This is a genomic window from Polynucleobacter sp. MWH-Braz-FAM2G, from assembly GCF_018687635.1.
In the GTDB taxonomy this organism is placed as follows: Bacteria; Pseudomonadota; Gammaproteobacteria; order Burkholderiales; family Burkholderiaceae; genus Polynucleobacter.
Genome location: NZ_CP061300.1, coordinates 478842 through 498325 on the forward strand (window position 1 = coordinate 478842; position 19484 = coordinate 498325).

At 43.9% G+C, this 19484-nt stretch carries 20 protein-coding genes; 8 read left to right on the forward strand and 12 right to left on the reverse strand.

Annotated features, from left to right (window positions below):
* Window positions 1–9 precede the first annotated feature (9 nt).
* The 4 genes from FD973_RS02575 to FD973_RS02590 all read left to right on the forward strand — a co-directional run bounded on the left by FD973_RS02575 (window position 10) and on the right by FD973_RS02590 (window position 1582).
* The gene (locus FD973_RS02575; RefSeq protein ID WP_215324080.1) at window positions 10–444 is read left to right on the forward strand and encodes a cupin domain-containing protein; all 435 of its coding nucleotides are present in this window, start codon (window positions 10–12) and stop codon (window positions 442–444) included.
* Between the two features lie 216 nt (window positions 445–660).
* On the forward strand, window positions 661–978 hold the full coding sequence (locus tag FD973_RS02580; RefSeq protein ID WP_215324081.1) for a metalloregulator ArsR/SmtB family transcription factor: 318 nt from the start codon (window positions 661–663) through the stop codon (window positions 976–978).
* Between the two features lie 16 nt (window positions 979–994).
* Window positions 995–1213 (forward strand): DUF2892 domain-containing protein, encoded by a 219-nt coding sequence (locus tag FD973_RS02585; protein WP_215324082.1) that lies wholly within the window; start codon window positions 995–997, stop codon window positions 1211–1213.
* Between the two features lie 27 nt (window positions 1214–1240).
* Window positions 1241–1582: a carboxymuconolactone decarboxylase family protein gene (locus tag FD973_RS02590; RefSeq protein WP_215324083.1), complete on the forward strand. Its 342-nt coding sequence runs from the start codon at window positions 1241–1243 to the stop codon at window positions 1580–1582.
* A 76-nt stretch (window positions 1583–1658) separates the two neighbouring features.
* Here the strand turns inward: FD973_RS02590 and FD973_RS02595 are convergent, their stop codons facing one another.
* The 8 genes from FD973_RS02595 to FD973_RS02630 form a co-directional block, all read right to left on the reverse strand.
* Complete coding sequence (locus FD973_RS02595; RefSeq protein ID WP_215324084.1) at window positions 1659–3002, reverse strand: sulfate adenylyltransferase subunit 1; 1344 nt, start codon at window positions 3000–3002, stop codon at window positions 1659–1661.
* Window positions 3002–3925, reverse strand: coding sequence for a sulfate adenylyltransferase subunit CysD (gene cysD, locus FD973_RS02600; RefSeq protein ID WP_215324085.1), 924 nt, complete (start codon window positions 3923–3925; stop codon window positions 3002–3004). The genes FD973_RS02595 and cysD overlap by 1 nt, the downstream gene beginning before the upstream one ends.
* A gap of 26 nt (window positions 3926–3951) precedes the next feature.
* Window positions 3952–4680 carry a phosphoadenylyl-sulfate reductase gene (locus FD973_RS02605; protein ID WP_215324086.1) on the reverse strand — a complete coding sequence of 243 codons (729 nt, stop codon included), beginning with the start codon at window positions 4678–4680 and terminating at the stop codon, window positions 3952–3954.
* The gene (locus FD973_RS02610; RefSeq protein WP_215324087.1) at window positions 4677–5471 is read right to left on the reverse strand and encodes a sulfite exporter TauE/SafE family protein; all 795 of its coding nucleotides are present in this window, start codon (window positions 5469–5471) and stop codon (window positions 4677–4679) included. Before FD973_RS02610 ends, FD973_RS02605 begins: the two co-directional genes overlap by 4 nt.
* 18 nt (window positions 5472–5489) lie before the next feature.
* The gene (locus FD973_RS02615; protein ID WP_215324088.1) at window positions 5490–5654 is read right to left on the reverse strand and encodes a hypothetical protein; all 165 of its coding nucleotides are present in this window, start codon (window positions 5652–5654) and stop codon (window positions 5490–5492) included.
* 311 nt (window positions 5655–5965) lie between these two features.
* A complete protein-coding gene (locus tag FD973_RS02620; RefSeq protein WP_215324089.1) occupies window positions 5966–6958 on the reverse strand; it encodes a tripartite tricarboxylate transporter substrate binding protein in 993 nt (330 codons plus the stop codon).
* Between the two features lie 23 nt (window positions 6959–6981).
* Entirely contained in the window at window positions 6982–8730 is a 1749-nt protein-coding gene (locus FD973_RS02625; RefSeq protein WP_215324090.1) for a hypothetical protein, read from the reverse strand.
* A gap of 21 nt (window positions 8731–8751) precedes the next feature.
* Window positions 8752–9729, reverse strand: a complete 978-nt coding sequence (locus tag FD973_RS02630; RefSeq protein ID WP_251368813.1) for an AAA family ATPase — start codon at window positions 9727–9729, stop codon at window positions 8752–8754.
* 142 nt (window positions 9730–9871) lie between these two features.
* Here FD973_RS02630 and xsc point away from each other — a divergent pair, with 142 nt between their 5' ends.
* From xsc to FD973_RS02650, 4 genes are all read left to right on the forward strand, one after another.
* Window positions 9872–11680: a sulfoacetaldehyde acetyltransferase gene (gene xsc, locus FD973_RS02635; RefSeq protein WP_215324091.1), complete on the forward strand. Its 1809-nt coding sequence runs from the start codon at window positions 9872–9874 to the stop codon at window positions 11678–11680.
* Between the two features lie 92 nt (window positions 11681–11772).
* On the forward strand, window positions 11773–12756 hold the full coding sequence (locus tag FD973_RS02640; protein WP_215324092.1) for a tripartite tricarboxylate transporter substrate binding protein: 984 nt from the start codon (window positions 11773–11775) through the stop codon (window positions 12754–12756).
* Between the two features lie 18 nt (window positions 12757–12774).
* Window positions 12775–14007 (forward strand): aconitase X catalytic domain-containing protein, encoded by a 1233-nt coding sequence (locus FD973_RS02645; RefSeq protein WP_215324093.1) that lies wholly within the window; start codon window positions 12775–12777, stop codon window positions 14005–14007.
* Window positions 14004–14411, forward strand: coding sequence for an aconitase X swivel domain-containing protein (locus FD973_RS02650; protein ID WP_215324094.1), 408 nt, complete (start codon window positions 14004–14006; stop codon window positions 14409–14411). Before FD973_RS02645 ends, FD973_RS02650 begins: the two co-directional genes overlap by 4 nt.
* A 7-nt stretch (window positions 14412–14418) precedes the next feature.
* Here FD973_RS02650 and FD973_RS02655 read toward each other — a convergent pair whose 3' ends face one another.
* From FD973_RS02655 to FD973_RS02670, 4 genes are read right to left on the reverse strand one after another with little or no spacing between them, the layout of a single operon-like run.
* On the reverse strand, window positions 14419–14988 hold the full coding sequence (locus FD973_RS02655) for a nitroreductase (RefSeq protein ID WP_215324095.1): 570 nt from the start codon (window positions 14986–14988) through the stop codon (window positions 14419–14421).
* Window positions 14989–15003: 15 nt separating this feature from the next.
* Window positions 15004–15939: a DmsC/YnfH family molybdoenzyme membrane anchor subunit gene (locus FD973_RS02660; protein ID WP_215324096.1), complete on the reverse strand. Its 936-nt coding sequence runs from the start codon at window positions 15937–15939 to the stop codon at window positions 15004–15006.
* Window positions 15939–16598 (reverse strand): 4Fe-4S dicluster domain-containing protein, encoded by a 660-nt coding sequence (locus tag FD973_RS02665; RefSeq protein ID WP_215324097.1) that lies wholly within the window; start codon window positions 16596–16598, stop codon window positions 15939–15941. The genes FD973_RS02660 and FD973_RS02665 overlap by 1 nt, the downstream gene beginning before the upstream one ends.
* A complete protein-coding gene (locus FD973_RS02670) occupies window positions 16595–19483 on the reverse strand; it encodes a molybdopterin oxidoreductase family protein (protein WP_215324098.1) in 2889 nt (962 codons plus the stop codon). The genes FD973_RS02665 and FD973_RS02670 overlap by 4 nt, the downstream gene beginning before the upstream one ends.
* Window position 19484 lies beyond the last annotated feature (1 nt).

Genomic DNA, 19484 nt, shown 5'->3' on the forward strand with positions numbered 1-19484 from the left:
GCATTCATCATGAAGTCAGCGATTGTTATTCGCCTCTTTGCTTCTTTAGTAATCACTTATTCAATTACATCTTATGCAGATGAGCATCCAAGCGTTACAACTGACTTGATTATTAGAAGTAGTAATGATTGGACTGGCAGCTCCTTGCCGTCCTATTTATCGGATACTCCTGAGATTGCGGTAATGCGCTATGTCATTCCGCCACAAACTGCTTTGCCAGTTCACAAGCATCCTGCAATTAATGCAGCATATGTGGTTGATGGAGAAATCACCGTGGTTCAAGAGGGTGGCATCCAACGCAACTTTAAGAAGGGTGAAGTCATTATTGAGATGGTAGACAAATGGCATTACGGCGTAAATCAAGGCGTAAAGCCAGTTGAGCTGGTTGTTTTCTATGCGACCACCAAAGAATTGCCTCTAGCGATTAAGAAGCCTGTCCCCTGAATTCGAGCAATTAATGCACCAAAATAAAGCATTTAGGTCTAAAGTCATGCATTTGCCCTAGAACTCCGTCCAAGATGCTATTAATATGAAACTGTAGTTCATTCTTTAGGCAGTACCTCCAAAAAATCTTTTAAGCCATCCTTCGGGGTGGCTTTTTCTTTTGACAATTTCATAAATAATATGTTAAATTACATAATGTAAATATACATAATAAATATGGCCAGTAAAGAACAAAAAATTGATTTGAAGAAGATGAGAAATTCAGCAGAGGCAGCTTGCCGTCTGATGAAGGCCTTGAATCATCGCGATCGCTTAATGCTCTTATGTGAAATCAGTCAGGGCGAAAAGTGTGTCGGGGAATTGGAGGAAATATTGGATATTCATCAACCCATGTTGTCACAGCATTTGACTGGGCTAAGAACAGCAAAATTGGTGAAAACACGCAGAGAGGGTAAGCAGATTTATTACTCACTAGGAAGCGAATCAGCACTTGCTGTTATCGAAGTACTTTATCAACAGTTTTGTCAGAAGTAACTTAAAGGAGAATCACATGAAATGTAACGTTGGCGGAATCGATCGTGTTCTACGTATTGCAGTAGGCCTTCTTTTAATTGGATTAGCAGCAAGTAATGTAGTTGGCTTATGGGGATGGATTGGTATTGTGCCTTTGGCAACCGGTTTATTCAGGTTCTGTCCTTTGTATCCAGTATTAGGAATTAACTCTTGCGGTACTGGTGCGGACTGTAAGGGTGGCCGTTGTTGTAAGTAAGAATTAGATATTTAAGGAGTTTAAAAAATGTCAAAGGACTATAAGCAAATTACTAAAGATATTTCTAGTTCTCTTGCTAAGTTAAGGGCGGATGCGCCTGAAATGATGAAGGGCTTTAGTGATTTAGCAGCAGCTGCTACGAAGGATGGCGTATTAGATAAGAAGACCAAAGAGCTTATTGCATTAGCTTTAGGTGTGGCCGCTAGATGTGATGGTTGTTTGGGGTTTCATACACAAGCATTAGTAAGACTTGGGGCGACAAAGCAGGAAGTAGTTGAAACCTTGGGGATGGCTACCTATATGGGTGGCGGACCATCTTTAATGTATGCGGCAGATGCTTTAAGTGCTTTTGAGCAAGCGCAAGCCTGATAGACTGTCATGTAGTTAGTAATCAAAAGGCCTCGCAATGCGAGGCCTTTTGCAATCTAATCTACGCTGTGACTGTCTATGCAATTGCTTCTCGAATCATCCCCGCAGCTACTGTGTGATTAGTGGCTTCATCAATTAAGATAAAGGCGCCCGTACGCTGGGATTGATCAAACAAGTCGGTGGCGATAGGTTTTTGTAACACAAAATCAACAGTGCCGATTTCATTGGTTGATAGCGCATGTATGTCACTAGCGTGCGACAGGGTTTGAACATCCAGCACTCGCCTTATTACCTTTACTTTTGCAGCAACCATGTTGGTTGTATGGCGTAATGCATATTTACGGCTTAATGAGAGGGGCTCTTCATCTAACCAACATAAGTCAGCAGAAATTTGTTTGCTGAGTACAGGTGGATTTAAGTCTTCAGCGTTGATAAAAATAGATCCACGAGAGACATCAATATCCTCACTTAGCTCAATAGCTACTGCCTGACCAGTTTCAGCTAAGTCGGCAACATTGCTGCCGCTACGTTCTTGGCTGACAGAGACATTGCCAAGATAAATTTCTGATACTGTTGCTTCCGATCCGCCTGGAAGAACTTTTATTTTTTGACCTTTGTGAATCTTGCCAGATTCAACTTCGCCAAGATAGCCACGAAAATCATCCGAGGCACTGCCATCCTGCCGAGCAACATATTGAATTGGCAGGCGCAAGGCTAGTTTTTCTGACTCTGGGCTAGTGTCGAGATCTTCTAGCCATTCTAGAAGGGTGGGGCCTTTATACCAAGAGGTATATTTACTTGGATTAACCACATTTGCCCCTAATAGCGCAGAGATCGGAATTAAAGTCGGTTTTGCTAAACCAATTTTTTCGGTGAGATCTTCAATTGATTCTTTGATGGTGTTGAAGATGTTTTCATCGAATTCATAGAGGTCCATCTTATTAATGGCAAAGACAACATGTTTCAGACCTAATAAATGTACGATTGCCGCGTGACGTTTAGTCTGGGCTAGTAATGTAGCTGGGCTAGTTTTGAGGTCCACCCGAGTAGCATCTACCAATATTACGGCCACATCGGACTGAGATGCGCCTGTTACGAGATTGCGTGTGTATTGCTCATGTCCAGGAGCATCGGCCACAATAAATTTACGTTTAGGGGTAGAGAAGTAGCGATAAGCAACGTCAATTGTGATGCCTTGTTCACGTTCAGCCTCTAAGCCATCTGTGAGGAGTGCTAAGTCAACTCCGGCATCTGAGGAGGTAACGCGCGCATGCTTTGTCTTCGATAGTGACTCTAATTGATCTACTAAGATAGATTTAGTGTCGTAGAGCAGGCGTCCAATTAAGGTGCTTTTTCCATCATCAACGCTACCAGCCGTGATAAATCGCACTACATTTTGATGTTTTTGATTTGTAGTCATTAGAAATAACCTTCTTTCTTACGGCGCTCCATAGAGGCCTCATTGGTTTGATCATCCATGCGGGTAGCCCCACGTTCAGTAATTTCAGTAATGGCAGTTTCCGCAATAATTTCCAGCGGGGTTGATGCAGTGCTTAATACAGGGCAGGTGCAGCTAATGTCACCAACTGTTCTAAAGCGAACACTCAGTATTTCGCTAATGTCACCGGGTACTTTTGGTGTGACATTGGTAACTGGCACTAATAAATTGTTCTTCACCACTACTTCGCGCTGATGCGTGTAATAAATACTTGGAAGTTCTAAGTTTTCACGTGCAATGTATTGCCAGATATCCAATTCTGTCCAATTGGATATTGGAAACACGCGCATATTTTCACCTTTGGCAATAAGGGCGTTGTAGAGATTCCATAACTCAGGACGCTGGGCTTTGGGATCCCATTGACCAAATTCATCGCGGAAGGAGAAGATGCGTTCCTTAGCTCGAGCCTTCTCTTCATCGCGGCGAGCTCCTCCCATCAGGGCATCGAATTCATGTTCTGCGATCGCCTCAAGCAAGGTAACTGCTTGAGCAGCATTGCGCGAATCAGTTTCTTTACGCAATCGAACGGTACCCTTTTTGATTGAATCTTCAACATGACCCACTATCAATTTCACGCCAGTTTTTTTAACCACAGCGTCACGATATGCAATTACTTCTGGGTAGTTGTGACCAGTATCAATATGCAAAATAGGGAAAGGAAGCTTCACGGGGCGATCGCCAAACTGAAATGCTTTTCGAGCCAGATGGAACATGACGATAGAGTCTTTGCCCCCTGAAAAGAGCATTGCTGGATTAGCGCATTGAGCCACTACTTCGCGGATGATGTAAATCGACTCAGCCTCAAGCCAGTCTAAGTGATCATTTAATAATGTTTGTTCTTGCATGCTGTACTTCGTTCTATAGAGGTTAATTATTGATTGACGTGTAAGCCACATTCTTTGCTATCGCTCTGCAGCCACCACCAGCGACCTGCGCGAATGTCTTCTCCTTTTTTCACCTGTCGAGTACAGGGCTCGCAACCAATGCTGGGATAGCCCTTAAGGTGCAGTGGATGAATCGGCACATTTTCTTTTTGAATATAGGCCCAGATATCTGCTTCGGACCAATCAAATAAAGGATTAAATTTAGCGATACCTCTGGCATCGTCATGCTCTTCTAAATTGAGTTCAGTGCGGGTGGTAGATTGCTCACGTCTCTGACCTGATATCCAAGCATCAGCCCCCAACAAGGCTGCGTTAAGCGGCTTGATCTTACGGGCGCCACAGCATGCTTTTTTGGGCTCCTCCCCATCGTAGAAGCCATTCATTCCATATTGATCAACAAATGCCTGCACATCGCTTTCTTGTGGATAAACTCTTTCAATAGCAATTTGGTATTTGTTTTCGGTGGCTTTGATCATATCAATGGTTTCTTGATGTAATCGTCCAGTTGCAAGGGTAAAGAGTTGAATCTTTGCGCCTGATTTACAAATGGCATCTGTTAGTGCCATATCTTCAGCGGCAAGGCTGGTTGCAAAACGCACATCTGAAAAGCGATTTGAAATATTAGTCAAACGCTCCTGGAGTAGAGCAAATTTCTTATTAAGCTCTGCAGACGTTAGATGACGTGGTGGGATAGACCAAAATTCTGGGGAAATCATGACGTAACTAATTTGATACCAACTAAAAATAATGTTGCCGCAAGAGTGGTTCTTGTTGTTCTTTCAGATAGAGCGCTGGAGAGCTTGGCTCCTAACCAAATCGCGGGTACAGAGCCCAACAAGAGGCCGAATAGTAAATCGAAGTGCACATTACCTAACCACCAATGACCCGCACCAGCTAACGCTGTGAGTGGGACGGCATAAGCTATATCAGTGCCTGCAACTTGTGCGGGTTTAAGGTGTGGATAAAGAACCAGAATGAGAGTTGCTCCAATCGCACCTGCTCCAATTGAAGAAACTGTTACTAATACGCCGATTACAGCGCCAACAGTAACTGTTGCAATCCTTAATTTATTTCCACTCGGTAAGAAATTAGGATTGTTTTGAACCCACTTTAGAATTTTTGCCCGATATAAAAGTGATCCAGCGGTAAGCAATACAGAGATGCCAATTGAAATGCTAATTAAATGATTGAAATTCTTAGAAACGGGGCCTACATATTTGAGGGTTAATATTGAAATTACTGCAGTAGTAAGACTCCCAACGCATAGGAGGCGAACAATATCCCATCGTATGTTTCCATGCAATCTATGTGCCGCGGTTCCAAAGCTCTTGGTAATTGCAGCAAAGGCTAAATCTGTTCCTACCGCTGTTGTCGGCGCTACTCCAAATATGATAGTTAGCAAAGGTGTCATGAGTGAGCCGCCACCGACACCTGTCATACCAACTAGTAAGCCAACAAGTGCTCCAGATACTATGAATTGAGAGGAGTCTAAAAAAAATTGAATCATGTTTTATGTTTCCCTTGCTCAGGCAAATGATTGCTCGAACTCTTCGAGTTTGATGGCATTCATGAGAAACAAAATTTGACGTTGAAAACTTTTGCGTTCCTCAATTTGGTCATGAGGCAAGCGATCATGCTTGAGTAATAAATTCCTAATAACTGGGTTTAGGTGGTTTCTAACGTCTGACATTGCAAATCCTTGGTAAATAACTCGTTGAGTAGAATTTACCAATGGGTTCTATATATCCACAAGGAATAAAAAGATATTACTAAATAACTATTAGTAATATAAAGCGATAAGCAGGACCGGTTTAGTGAACTAAAACAGCGCTTATCTCTGTCGGTGGAGCATATTTCTTTAGGCTTAACTCATTGCCTGATGGAATGTTATTAGCCCCATGATGATTTCATTTTTAATGAATCGAAATCACTGATCTAAATCCATCAGCATTGAAAATCGGACAGAAAATTTGCATTTTTACTTAGGTAATTTTTAAGCATTTATTGCGTTGGAATATTTCTTGCCTTAATCACTTTTTCCCAATTAGCTGACTCTACTTGTATTTTGGAATCAACGTCTTTGCTCTTCATCATCATTGGCGTGAGTCCGTTGGTTTCTAGATTGGCTAATAGAGATGGGGCTTTGAATGATTTTTCAGTCGCTACATAAATTTTGTCGATGATCGATTGTGGTGTGCCTGCTGGAACTGCGAGCGCATACCAGCCTGTGTTTTCAAATCCAGGAATAGCTGCTTCAGATACGGTGGGAACATTTGGAAGTTGCTTCAATCTTTTACTGCTAGTAACAGCTAACGCTTTGACTTGACCCGCTTTTGCAAATCCACCGGTAGCAGGAAAGTTTCCAGCCATAAAATCAATTTGTCCGGCAATGAGATCATTTAAAGCGGGGTTCTCTCCCTTATACGGCACATGAGTCGCATGAATACCAGCGGAATAAATAAAATTCTCATTCGCCATGTGAATCTGGCTACCAATACCTGCTGAACCAAAATTTAATTCTTTAGTTTTGGCTAGAGCTATTAATTCTGAAAGAGTATTCACGGGGAGTTTAGGGCTTACCGCAATCACCATCGGTACTGTCGCAATGGTGGTGATGTAAGTTAAATCTTTCACATAGTTGATGGATGACTTTTTGTATATAAATGGGTTGACAGTCATCATGCTTCCAGAGGCTAACAAAATGGTATAGCCATCAGCGGGAGATTTGGCAACCAGTTCTGCTCCAATATTTCCGCCTGCACCACCGCGATTTTCAACAATCACATTCTGACCAAGATTCTTGCTTAGTTCCTGTGAAAGTATTCTGCCTAAAATATCTGCACTACCACCCGCAGCAAATGGCACGATCATCTTGATCGGCTTATCAGGCCAAGTTTGCGCAGCGAGATTGGTAGATCCTAATATGCCTAGTGATATACAAAGCATTACTAGAGATTTGCCGAATTGAATGCGGGCGCTATTAAATATTTGCATATTATTTTTCTCCAACTACTTCGTTAAGAATGTTTTTCGTTAATCAAAGATGCTGTCTTAAATTCATTGGCCCAATTTTTTAGCGTAATCGCAATATTATTGGGCTCTTCATCCCAGCTTAGGCGATGCTTAAAAGCAGGGCATAGTTCGCTGCCGATGCCGCAACCCCACAATTGAAAGTTTGGCTGTTGTTCGCACCAAGCAATTGCCTGTAGTAAATGATTCTTTAGAAACTCTTCTTCGTTTGCTTCTATAGTGGCTCGATCCATCGGGCAGCCATCAGAAAATAGAATTAATGTTTTATGAGTTTGCTTATTGTTATCGTTTCTTTGCAAACGTTCTGTTGCCCAAATGAGCGCTTCTCCATCAATACTTTCAGCATATATCTCGGGTCGTAATAAGGCGGCTATTCCTGCTCTAGATTTGCGCCAACTAGTATCAAAATCTTTAAAAATCCAATGCGCTCGTTCATTTAAGCGTCCAGGATTGGGGGGTTGGCCATTTTTTCGCCACTCTTTGAATGGCCTGCCGCCTTGCCAGCTGCTGGTGCTATATCCAAGCACCTCTGTTTTGATACCCGCCTGCTCCAGTATTTTGGTTAAAGCGTCAGCGCAAGTAGCAATTTTGACGCGCTGTTCTTTCATGGATCCTGAGCAATCAATCAAGAGGGTTACTCTAGTATTTACCTTGCTACTCAGTGCTAGTTGCTTGTAGAGCGCAGGTTGAAGTGGTGAAGTGGCTGCTCGTGTAAGGTAGCGACGATCTAGTAATTCTTCTGTCTCAGTAGTTTGCCAGCGCATGGGCGAGCGACTTGAAAACAATTGTTGGTAAATGCGTGTAAGTTTTGCCCAAGGAATATTTTGGTTGGCAATCTCTATGTTTAGTTGTTCTTGGTAGATCGCTAACTGTGCTGTCCGGATCTTTTTTTTGGCCTCAGACTCAGTGTCATAGCTCGAGTTGTAAACATGATATTTGCTGAGTGAGTTTTTGAGTTGTCGAAGTTTCTCGCTGGGAGAACTTGCTGGACTCTTAAAATCAACCGCGACTTTTCCTGCGTGGGGAGGTATCCATTCAATTTTTAGATGAGTTGAATTTTGTTGTTTACGTTTAGTGCGGATACTAGGATTATTGCGATATTCTTCAGCGATTAAATTGGACACTAGGCTAATAATTTCTAGTGAGGTCTGCGCATAGTCTTCTTGGCGGTAGCGATTGGATTTAAGTTTTACTAGAAGAGGACCCATGTTTTCAGCAATACCAGCCCGGGTCGCTTCGATAATATCTTGCATGAGTTGTGGAGGCGGGCGGCCATTGAGTTTCATCCAAACTGTCGCAAAGATAGTTATCAATAGAAGACCAATGCTGCCTTCAACGCCGCCTGTGGCAATAAATTGCTGCATCCAAGCAATAAATTGTGTTTGTACGTTTTGCTCGCTACCTTTGAGTTCTTCAGGGCAGTTACTTTCTACGCGAATTTGTTCCAAGACTTCAAATATCAAAGACTCGATCATCCCTTCGGGAATGAGGGAGGCATGTAAGGTGGAGTTGGAATATCGCAAACGCAATGCAATACCATCTAATACGCCACGGGGATAAGCCCATGATGATTTTAAGTTTTCCAGATTTAAGTGTGGGGCAATTGCATCAAGGGGTAGTGACTGGTGAAAGAGTTGCCAGTCACGAATCTGCGCACTCGCCTCCCCAGAGAGCGACCGAATCATCGCACCATATTGCTGCTGCTGTTCGAAATCTAGATGGGTTTGGGTTTGCAAGATACTTTTAAGAATCTAGTTTTAGTTTTTATTTATTTCGAGTTCACTAGCAAAGCAGCGTTGGTAATATTCAGCCACCAAGGCTTTCTCCTCTGACTCGCATTTATTTAGAAACGCTAAAGCAAATGCCAGTTGTAAATCTTTAAAGATGCGCCAGTTTTCGCCCCAGGTAATTAATGTTCTGGTGGACATTAGGGTGGAGATGTCGCCTGACGCAAAACCATTTCTTGTTAAATTGGCAAGACCAATCATGGCTTTAGCTTGCGCATCAGAAAGCTCTGGAACTTTGGCTTGCAAAATCTTTTGCTCTTCGGCTGGCTCTAGATAATTTAAGGCGGCGACGATGTCCCAGCGATCCATCTGACCATGATTTAGAAGTTGTGTGCCTTGATACAGTCCATTCCAATTGCCTAGTCCAACCGTATTGCTGGTGGCAAAGATTCGGAAGGCGGGATTAGGATTAATAACTCTATTTTGATCAAGTAAAGTCAGGCAACCTTCGCGTTCCAACATTCTTTGAATCACAAACATCACATCTGGCTGACCTGCATCATATTCATCCAGGATGAGTGCGACTGGTCGTTGCAAACTCCAAGGAATGAGGCCTTCTTGAAAGTGTGTAATTTGTTTGCCATCCTCAAGACTAATTACATCCTTGCCAATCAGATCCATGCGAGTAATTTGGCCATCAAGATTGATGCGTAAGCATGGCCAATTTAATCGCGCAGCAACTTGCTCTATATGGGTTGATTTACCGGTCCCATGCATACCCTGCAACATCACTCTGCGATTAAAGGCAAATCCAGCCAAGATCGCTAAGGTGGCTTCGGGATTGAGTTGGTAACTTGGGTCAATGGCAGGCACCAGCTCGCTTGGGCTTTTAAATGCAGGAATTTGAAAATCGGCAAATCCTTGGCATTCTGGAAAGGCGGTGTGTAGGGAAACCGTCTTATCAGGCTGTAAACCCATTAAATCAATCGAAGAAGTGCTTTCAGCCATTTCCTTGCCTTTATAAGTCTTAATATGTTGTCAAATATATTCCAGATTGGGGTTTATATGCTTGACTTTCCTAAAAATACGCTATTATTATTCATATTGTAGAACAAAATGTTCCGTTTAATTGAATACCTAGGAGAGCTTTATGTCTAAGTCCGGCACTAATTTACCTACTGGCCCACAAAAAATGACGCCATCCGAAGCTTTTGTGGAGACGATGGTTGCCAATAAGGTGAAAGATATATTTGGAATTATGGGATCTGCCTTTATGGATGCGATGGATATTTTTGCTCCAGCAGGTATTCGCTTGATTCCTGTAGTGCATGAACAAGGTGCTGCTCACATGGCCGATGGTTATGCTCGCGTGAGCGGTAATCACGGTGTGGTAATTGGACAAAATGGCCCTGGTATTAGTAACTGCGTTACAGCAATTGCAGCAGCTTACTGGGCGCATAGTCCTGTAGTGATCATTACTCCTGAAACTGGCACGATGGGCATGGGCTTGGGTGGATTCCAAGAGGCAAATCAGCTCCCTATGTTTGAAGAGTTCACAAAGTATCAAGGTCACGTTAACAATCCAAAGCGAATGGCTGAATTTACTGGCCGCTGTTTTGATCGTGCGTTGTCTGAGATGGGTCCGACTCAGCTCAATATCCCACGTGATTACTTCTATGGTGAGATCGAAGTAGAAATTCCACAACCAAATCGTCTTGATCGCGGACCTGGCGGTGAAAAAAGTTTGGATGAAGCAGCAGAGCTCTTAGCCAATGCAAAATTCCCAGTAATTATTTCTGGTGGTGGTGTCGTGATGGGCGATGCGGTTGAGGAGTGCAAAGCATTTGCAGAGCGCCTGGGTGCACCAGTAGTAAATAGTTACTTACATAATGATTCATTCCCTGCAAGCCACCCATTGTGGTGCGGACCTTTAGGTTATCAAGGCTCTAAGGCAGCAATGAAGTTGATTTCTCAGGCGGACGTAGTGGTCGCTTTGGGTTCTCGCTTAGGGCCTTTCGGTACATTGCCACAGCATGGCATGGACTACTGGCCTAAAAATGCAAAGATCATTCAGATTGATGCCGATAACAAAATGCTGGGCTTAGTAAAGAAAATTTCAGTCGGTATTTGTGGTGACGCCAAGGCTGCAGCAGTTGCATTAACTAAGCGTTTAGAAGGCAAGACATTGGCTTGCGATGCCACTAAAGCAGAACGCGCAAAAACGATTGCAGCAGAAAAAGCAGCTTGGGAAAAAGAACTTGATGAGTGGACTCATGAAAAAGACCCATTTAGCTTGGACATGATTGAAGAGCAGAAGAAGGAAGTGACTCCAACAGGTGGTCATTACTTGCATCCACGTCAAGTATTGCGCGAGCTCGAAAAAGCAATGCCTGCTGATGTCATGGTGTCTACTGATATTGGCAACATCAACTCAGTTGCAAATAGCTACCTACGTTTTGAAAAGCCACGTAGCTTCTTCGCTCCAATGAGTTTTGGTAACTGTGGATATGCCTTACCAACCATTATTGGTGCTAAAGCTGCGGCTCCTAACCGTCCGGCGATTGCTTATGCGGGTGATGGTGCTTGGGCCATGAGTATGGTCGAGATTCTGACTGCAGTTCGTCACGATATTCCTGTTACTGCTGTGGTGTTCCATAACCGTCAGTGGGGCGCAGAGAAGAAGAATCAGGTTGACTTCTATAACCGTCGCTTTGTGGCTGGTGAGCTAGAAAGCCCAAGCTTTGCAGGAATTGCGCAATCTATGGGTGCAGAAGGTATTGTGGTTGACCAGTTGGATCAGGTTGGTCCAGCACTCAAGAAAGCCATTGATATGCAGATGAAGGAAGGTAAGACTTGTGTGATCGAGATTATGTGCACTCGAGAACTTGGTGATCCGTTCCGTCGCGATGCCTTATCTAAACCGGTACGTTTCTTGGATAAATATAAAGATTACGTATAAGTAAGTGGGGGCATAAAGAAAGAGTCCGGTTAAGCTGGACTCTTTCTTTTTCGCTAGACTCATTCCATCCATCCTTTGTTGAGGTTTGAAATATGAGCGATCTAGTTAGTAAGATTTTTAAGTATTTGTTGGTTTGCCTTGGCCTCTCTCTGCCATTTGTTAATGCAATTGCAGACACCTATCCAAGCAAGCCAATACGCTTAATTGTTCCCTTCCCTCCAGGGGGACCTACGGATATTGTTGCAAGACCTTTGGCAGTTCTTTTGGGTGACCGACTTAAAGAGCAGGTCATTATCGAAAACAAAGGTGGCGCAGGCGGATCCATTGGTGCAGATCTAGTGGCTAAATCAGCTCCCGATGGTTATACCTTGTTCATGGGTACCGTGGGTACCAATGCGATTAACGGTAGTTTGTACAAACAGTTGTCTTATGACATGACGAGGGATTTCACGCCAATTGCATTAGTTGCTACAGCACCTGTAGTGATTGTGGTTAATTCCAATGATCGCATTAAGACGCTTTCCGAATTAATCACAGAAGCGCGAGCAAAGCCTGACACGATTGCGTACGGAACAGCTGGCAATGGAACACCGGGACATTTAACTGCAGCCTTATTTGAGTCAACTGCTCAAGTGAAGTTCAAGCACATTCCATACAAAGGAAGTGCGCCTGCAGTAACAGATTTGATTGGTGGTCAGATTCCTTTGGTATTTGATCCGATTCAATCAGTTCTTCCACACATTACCTCTGGGAAGCTACGGGCCTTAGCCGTCACTAGTAAAACGCGTTCACCGTTATTGCCTAATGTACCCACAGTTGCCGAACTTGGTTATCCCCAGTTTGAGTCTACAGCCTGGTGGGCATTATTTGGTCCAGCAAAATTGCCCGAGCCCATTACTAAAAAGTTGAGACTCGATACAGAAAAAGTAGCTCAATCTGCTGCCTTTAAAGAGCGTTTGGGAAATTTGGGAGTACAGCCTAATGTGGATTTCAAAGAAAGTTTGGCTAATTTTCAAACTAGTGAAATTGCGAAATGGGCTAGGGTAGTTCGCGACTCTGGTGCCACTGTAGATTAATAGTAGAGAAGAGAAAAAATGAAGCTTAATGCAGAAGAAAAGGCAATGCTAGCTGGGGAGTTTGGTCCAGTCAGACAAACCGCTATCCAGCATCAAATCAAGGTAGGTGAATTTTTTGGTGCCGAAGATTTAGTTCCCGTATCTCAGGCTCATATCATGGCTGACACCGAGAGTCTTGGCGAGGCTGGGGTTGAATGGTTGGAAGGATTAGCAAAAAATTCACCGCAAGATCGTATGGTTCGCATACCAACTATTACCGATCCACGCGGTACGGATTTCACTAAGGCAAAACAGTTAGGTCAAACTGAAAAAATGCTCGAGCTTGAAAGACGAGCAATCGATGCGTTTGTGAAGATGGGTGTATCGATGACAGATACCTGCATTAACTATCAAACTATCATGGCTCCTGTATACGGCGAGCATTTAGCATTCGGTGATACGGGGGTGGTGATTTATTCGAATAGTGTTTGTGGCGCTCGCTCGAATTTCGAAGGTGGACCTTCGGCCTTAGCGGCAGGGTTAACTGGCAGAACCCCACGCTATGGATATCACTTGGATGAGCACCGAAAACCAACTCATCGTTTTAGGACATCGTGGACCCCCCAGACTCTGAATGAGTGGGGCGCATTGGGTGGATTGATCGGAAAAAAATCAGGAAATTATTGGTCGGTTCCAGTTCTAGATGGCATTGAGGGTCATCCTGGGTCTGATGCGATGAAGCATTTCGGGGCGGCGATGGCGAGCTTTGGCTCCACTGCTTTATTTCATGTGCTTGGCATTACACCTGAAGCGCTTCATGCCAGAGATTTGGAGTATTTGCATTTACCTGAAATCCTTATTAGCAAAGAAGAGGTTATGGGATTGCAAAACTCCTATCGAATTGCCGAAGAAATTGATGTGGTGGTATTTTCTGCTCCGCAATTAAGTCTTATGGAGATGAAAAGTATTGCGGAGTTATGTAATGGTAAGAAATTTATTAAGCCTCTATTGGCTATGACAAGTCCACAAGTGAAGCCAGATTCAGATCGAATGGGTTATACCGAAATGATTGAAAGTGCTGGAGGAACGGTGTTTTCTGGAATGTGCTTTTATCAGTCTTATGCCAGAGAAATAGCCGAGACCAATGGATGGAAAGTATTGGCTACCAATAGCGCAAAGATTGTGAATATTTTAGGTGGTTATGGTTATACGCCAATGCTGGCTTCTATGGAAGACTGCGTTCAAGCTGCGGTAACGGGGAGACTAAAGTGAGTACAAAAATTTTTAAGGCAAAACATGCTCAAGGCGAGAGTATCGAGGGCGAATGTCTCAGCGCATCAGATGGGTTTTCAGCTCGCTACGATTTGGATCGTCTGAAGGGTGTGTTCTCACGTCCAGCCCATAAGTTATTCGGGCAATCTTATAAGGATAAGATTTTAGTGTTAGATGCCGCTAAAGGTGGTGTTGCTAGCGCCTGGATGCTGTACGAAATGAAATCCAGAAATCTTTGCCCATCCGCCATTATTTTTAATGCGGTCAACCCAATCTTGGCTCAAGGTGCAGCTCATGCTGGTATACCGATGTTGAGTGGATTTGACTGTGATATTACTCAGGCGATTGCTACTGGTTCTCGTTTGCGGATTGACACTAAAAATCAAACGGTGGAAGTGCTTTAGCTATCACTTAAAAAATTGAGTGATACTCAGATAAGCTCGGGCGAATGCGTCCGGGCTTATTTTTTTGTACGGTACCAATCGTTATAAAACAAATCGGCTCTTCATCTTTTGTAAATCTAAATAGCGTTCGGATGCGATCGCTCTGAAGCGCTCTACCACTGGATAGTCCTGAGCCAAATCCATAAGCATATGCGCTCAGGAGGATATTTTGGATGGCGCATCCAAGTGAAATCAACTTTTCTTGTTTGCTGATATCGTCATTTGGATCTTGGTAGTTCGCTACGGCCAATAAAAGCAAGGGACCACGAAAAGCCTTCTCATAAGCTTCTTGCTGTTGTGCTGCTGTCGCATTCGGGTCTCGATCTAATAATGACAGTTTGAATACTTCTCCTAAGTTTGCACGACTACTGTTTTGTATCTCAATAAAGCGCCATGGAAGCATTCTGCCGTGATCGGGCGCTGCATTGGCAGCCAAGAGTATGGTTTCCTTTTGCGCTTCGGTAGGCCCTGGATCCCCCAGTCTTTTGGGTGAAATATGAGTTCTACCGTGAATCAGTTGTTCGGCAAATTGATCCATGGTTATGCGATGGATTTAAGAGACTCTTTGGTAATACAAATTTTGTGGATGATTTGCCTCAGCAAAGAACATCCATCTTTCGGCTAACAACCCCAAGTAATTAATAAATAAGGCTAAGCCAATCAGCAATACATTTGGAGAGGTAATCGTATATGCCATTAGTACCATTGGAATGACGTAAGCGCAAAGCAAAATAATCTTGCGGATGTTAGCGATGACTCGATCAGTTTGATGATGAAAGAACTCGCGTGTATTAAAACTTCCACCCATTAAACCCATTGAGGTTTGACGAATATTTGAACCTTTAATACCAGTTGCTGAAGAGAGATTGGACTTTGGCTTCAAGTGACGGTTACGTCGCCACATCCAAAGTTTGAGATTAAAGGACAGAAATAACAGAATGAATGCAACGATAGATAAGGGGGCGTCAATCATTTGGAAGGCATCATCGCCCCATAAGGCGATGAGTAGCTCAAGCAATAGCCAGCCTGAAGTCATACCCAAGAGAATAAAGTTCGACAGTGTAGAGGGGTGTGACCATTCCTGAATAAAACGAATGCACTGATAAATTTTTGCAGTACAAATCCAGAGAGCGAATGTGGTGACAAGAAGTGCTAGCCACAGCCATTGCGGAACTTGGCTAGTAGCCGCATAAAAATAAGTGACTAATGTGGCACCCATGAGCGCTGGTAATGCGATGACTTCCCTAGAGAGCCAAGATGTTCTCCACATCATGGCAGCCCGCCAGGCTCTCTCTGGATGACCTAAGTGAAAGAACGATGCCACTAAACCTAAGGCTAATAGTGCAAAAGCTACTGGTAGAGCGAGATGGGTAAGAAAAGCATTTGGGGTTGCTTGGCTATAAAGATTGGATAGGGCTATAAAAAATAGTAGACCTTGTGCCATACCAGCTAAAGTAGTGAAGAAAATAATTGAAAATTGTGGACGCATTATTTGTCATTCCTTGCAGCATCAATAGTTTCCATGATGGAGCGCGGTAAATAGTGATTGGCAGGTTGAGTTTCCCATTCGGGCATGAGTGCATAGCCTGAGCGCTCCTCGATTGCTTTGCTAGCTGCCGATTCAGGATCATGAACATCGCCAAAAATACGTGCGCTTGTAGGGCAGGCGAGAACACATGCTGGTTTTTTCTCGGCTTCGGGCAAAGTCTTGCTGTAGATGCGATCTACGCAAAGCGTGCATTTGGTCATGACTTGACGTTCTTGGTCTAGCTCGCGCGCACCATAAGGACAAGCCCAAGAACAATAACTGCAACCGATACATTTGTCATAATCGACTAAAACAATACCATCTTCTTTGCGCTTATAGCTTGCGCCTGTTGGGCAAACGGGAACACACGGAGGTTCTTCGCAATGTAAGCATGATTTTGGAAAGTGTACGGTTTGGGTATTCGGAAATGTCCCAGCTTCATAAGTTTGGACGCGATTAAAAAAAGTCCCACTTGGATTTGCGCCATAAGCATTGAGATCTGTAAGAGGGCCAGCTGATCCAGAGGTATTCCACTCTTTGCAGGATGTTACACATGCATGACATCCAACACAGACATTTAAATCAATTACGAGAGCGAGTTGTTTATTTTTTTTGCTCACTTTGTCACCCCCGTTTTCTTTAGGGTCATTCCTGGCACTTCAAATGCTTTCACTTGTGGCCACGTTTCTTTTGGCTCGTTTTCATCAGCAGGCGCTAGTCTAACTCTGACGTCATACCATCCAGCTTGTCCAGTGATCGGATCTGAATTACTCACAGTAAAGCCTCCCAACGGAAGCTCTTCTGAGATGAGGTGGTTTAGTAAAAATCCTTTTTTAGATTCATCTGCATCGCTGGTTAAGCTCCATGCGGATTCTGCTTTACCAATCGCATTCCATGTCCAAACTGTGCCTGGGTCAACCGCTTCAGAATGTCTTGCCATGCATCTGACTTTGCCCCATTGAGATTCAATCCACATCCAAGCACCATCAGCAATACCGTTTTTAAGAGCAGTAGCAGTATTGACGTAGAGATAATTGTGGCTATGTATTTGTCTCAACCAGGCATTTTGGGAGTCCCAAGAGTGATACATCGCCATAGGACGTTGAGTGATAGCGTTTAAAGTAAATTTAGTGAGATCAGTAGCCTCATCTTCGAGAGGTGGATACCAGAAAGGCAGCGGATCAAAATATTTATAAATGCGCGCTTTTAAATGCTCTGGGGGTTGCGCGCCAGGGCGCTTACCAGTGGATGCCAGTCTGAAACGTTGCAATACATCGGAGTAAATGGCGATCATGATGGGATCACTCTTTTGCCGCAGGGCATTCTCTTTGGAGAACTCTAAATATCCCTTATTCCAGTTACGCATATATTGATGCTCGGGAGGCATGTGATATTGATGTACGCAATTGTTCTCAGCGTATTTTTGCCATTGATTGGGGTTGGGCTCTCCACGCAAAGGCTTATCACCATCTTTGCCACGCCATCCTGTTAGGAAGCCAATCCCAGAATCGGGAGCTGTCTGAAAACGTGTAATGAAGTCGGGGTAATCCTTAAACTTGCGCTCTCCCTCAGGAGTGGTGAACGCTGGGAACTTTAAGCGAGAAGCGAGTTCAATCAAGACCTCTTGAAAAGGTTTGCATTCTCCAAGTGGCTCAAGAACTGGTATACGAACAGAATCGACTGGACCATCAAATTCGGAAATAGGTCTATCGAGCATACTCATTACATCGTGGCGCTCAAGATAAGTAGTGTCTGGAAGTACTAGGTCAGCAAAGTCAACCATCTCGGATTGGAACGCATCGCAAACAACAAGAAATGGGATCTTGAATTCGCCATCTTCATTTTTAGCATTGAGGTGTTCGCGTACTTCCATGGTATTCATGGTGGAGTTCCATGACATATTGGCCATGAAGATCATGAGTGTATCGATGGAGTAGGGGTCTCCCTTCACAGCATTCGTAATCACGTTATGCATTAAGCCATGGGCCGCTAATGGATGTTCCCATGAATACGCTTTATCAATGCGCAGTGGCTTGCCGTCAGAATCGAGCGCTAAATCTTCTGGCTGAGTTGGCCATCCCAATGGAGGTTTTGCCAAAGGGGTGTTGGGCTTAATGTCGTTTTCTGAAGAAGGCGGTTTTGCGTTTGGAGGAACTTGTCTTGGGTAAGGGGGCTTATGTCTAAAGCCTCCTGGGCGATCGATGGTTCCCAGTAATGACATTAATACTGCTAAGCCACGAGTTGTTTGGAATCCGTTCGAGTGTGCGGATAATCCACGCATCGCATGAAAAGCGACAGGCCTACCCGTTACGGATTGATGTGTTTCACCCCAAGTATCAGTCCACTGAATGGGTAATTCAAACTCTTGCCCAAATGCCGTGTCTGCCATTTCTAATGCAAGTTTGCGAATGCGATCAGCTGGAATGCTTGTAATAGCAGCAGCCCATTCAGGTGTAGTTTCACTGACTTGGCGCTTGAGTAATTCAAATGCTGGAACCACTTTTTTACCTTGATGTGGTCCTGATCCCATGATGTATTCACCTGATAGGGCAGGCGATGTGCCTTGAGCAAAACACGGTTTCGCAGTTTGAGATTTTTCATCCCAAATGTATTTGTTGTGCGGTAAATCTAAATTGAGCGGATCAGAATCGGGGTCATATAAGAATAAGCCTTCCTCTAGACCGGAATCCATACAGACTAGTTGTGCTGAATTACTAAAGCGCTTTAAGAAAGGGGCGTCATATTTTTCTTGGCGAATGAGTTCATGCATCAAGGCCATGAAAAGCGCTCCATCAGTTCCTGGCTTGATAGGTATCCATTCATCAGCAATTGCAGAATATCCAGTTCTTACTGGATTGATGGAGATGAAACGACCGCCTGCGCGCTTAAATTTAGATAGCGCAATCTTCATTGGGTTGCTGTGATGATCTTCAGCTGTACCAATCATGACAAATAATTTGGCTTGATCTAAGTCTGGTCCGCCGAATTCCCAGAAGCTTCCGCCGATTGTGTAAATCATTCCAGCAGCCATATTGACTGAGCAGAAACCTCCGTGGGCGGCATAGTTGGGAGTTCCAAATTGCCGTGCAAACAATCCTGTCAGAGCTTGCATCTGGTCACGACCAGTAAAGAGTGCAAATTTCTTTGGATCAGTAGCCCGTATTTTGGCGAGGCGCTCACTAAGAATATTGAATGCCTTATCCCAACTAATGGCTTCAAATTCACCATTGCCGCGTTCACTCCCTTCTTTGCGTAAGAGTGGTTGCGTAATGCGCGCAGGAGAGTTTTGCTTCATGATTCCTGAAGAGCCTTTGGCGCAAATAACGCCTTGATTTAAAGGGTGTTCAGGATTGCCATCGATATAGACTAATTTTCCATCACGAAGATGTGCTCGAATACCACACCGGCATGCGCACATATAACAAGTAGTCTTTTTTACTTCAGTCGCTGACGCTTGTTTATTGATGGGGTCATGCACGGGTTCGCTAGAAAATTTTTTGAACATA

Bases quoted from the DNA above. Each gene is read 5' to 3' on its own strand.
- FD973_RS02575 (WP_215324080.1), top strand. From the start codon at position 10: ATGAAGTCAGCGATTGTTATTCGCCTCTTTGCTTCTTTAGTAATCACT.
- FD973_RS02580 (WP_215324081.1), top strand. From the start codon at position 661: ATGGCCAGTAAAGAACAAAAAATTGATTTGAAGAAGATGAGAAATTCA.
- FD973_RS02585 (WP_215324082.1), top strand. From the start codon at position 995: ATGAAATGTAACGTTGGCGGAATCGATCGTGTTCTACGTATTGCAGTA.
- FD973_RS02590 (WP_215324083.1), top strand. From the start codon at position 1,241: ATGTCAAAGGACTATAAGCAAATTACTAAAGATATTTCTAGTTCTCTT.
- FD973_RS02595 (WP_215324084.1), bottom strand. From the start codon at position 3,002: ATGACTACAAATCAAAAACATCAAAATGTAGTGCGATTTATCACGGCT.
- cysD (WP_215324085.1), bottom strand. From the start codon at position 3,925: ATGCAAGAACAAACATTATTAAATGATCACTTAGACTGGCTTGAGGCT.
- FD973_RS02605 (WP_215324086.1), bottom strand. From the start codon at position 4,680: ATGATTTCCCCAGAATTTTGGTCTATCCCACCACGTCATCTAACGTCT.
- FD973_RS02610 (WP_215324087.1), bottom strand. From the start codon at position 5,471: ATGATTCAATTTTTTTTAGACTCCTCTCAATTCATAGTATCTGGAGCA.
- FD973_RS02615 (WP_215324088.1), bottom strand. From the start codon at position 5,654: ATGTCAGACGTTAGAAACCACCTAAACCCAGTTATTAGGAATTTATTA.
- FD973_RS02620 (WP_215324089.1), bottom strand. From the start codon at position 6,958: ATGCAAATATTTAATAGCGCCCGCATTCAATTCGGCAAATCTCTAGTA.
- FD973_RS02630 (WP_251368813.1), bottom strand. From the start codon at position 9,729: ATGGCTGAAAGCACTTCTTCGATTGATTTAATGGGTTTACAGCCTGAT.
- xsc (WP_215324091.1), top strand. From the start codon at position 9,872: ATGTCTAAGTCCGGCACTAATTTACCTACTGGCCCACAAAAAATGACG.
- FD973_RS02640 (WP_215324092.1), top strand. From the start codon at position 11,773: ATGAGCGATCTAGTTAGTAAGATTTTTAAGTATTTGTTGGTTTGCCTT.
- FD973_RS02645 (WP_215324093.1), top strand. From the start codon at position 12,775: ATGAAGCTTAATGCAGAAGAAAAGGCAATGCTAGCTGGGGAGTTTGGT.
- FD973_RS02655 (WP_215324095.1), bottom strand. From the start codon at position 14,988: ATGGATCAATTTGCCGAACAACTGATTCACGGTAGAACTCATATTTCA.
- FD973_RS02660 (WP_215324096.1), bottom strand. From the start codon at position 15,939: ATGCGTCCACAATTTTCAATTATTTTCTTCACTACTTTAGCTGGTATG.
- FD973_RS02670 (WP_215324098.1), bottom strand. From the start codon at position 19,483: ATGTTCAAAAAATTTTCTAGCGAACCCGTGCATGACCCCATCAATAAA.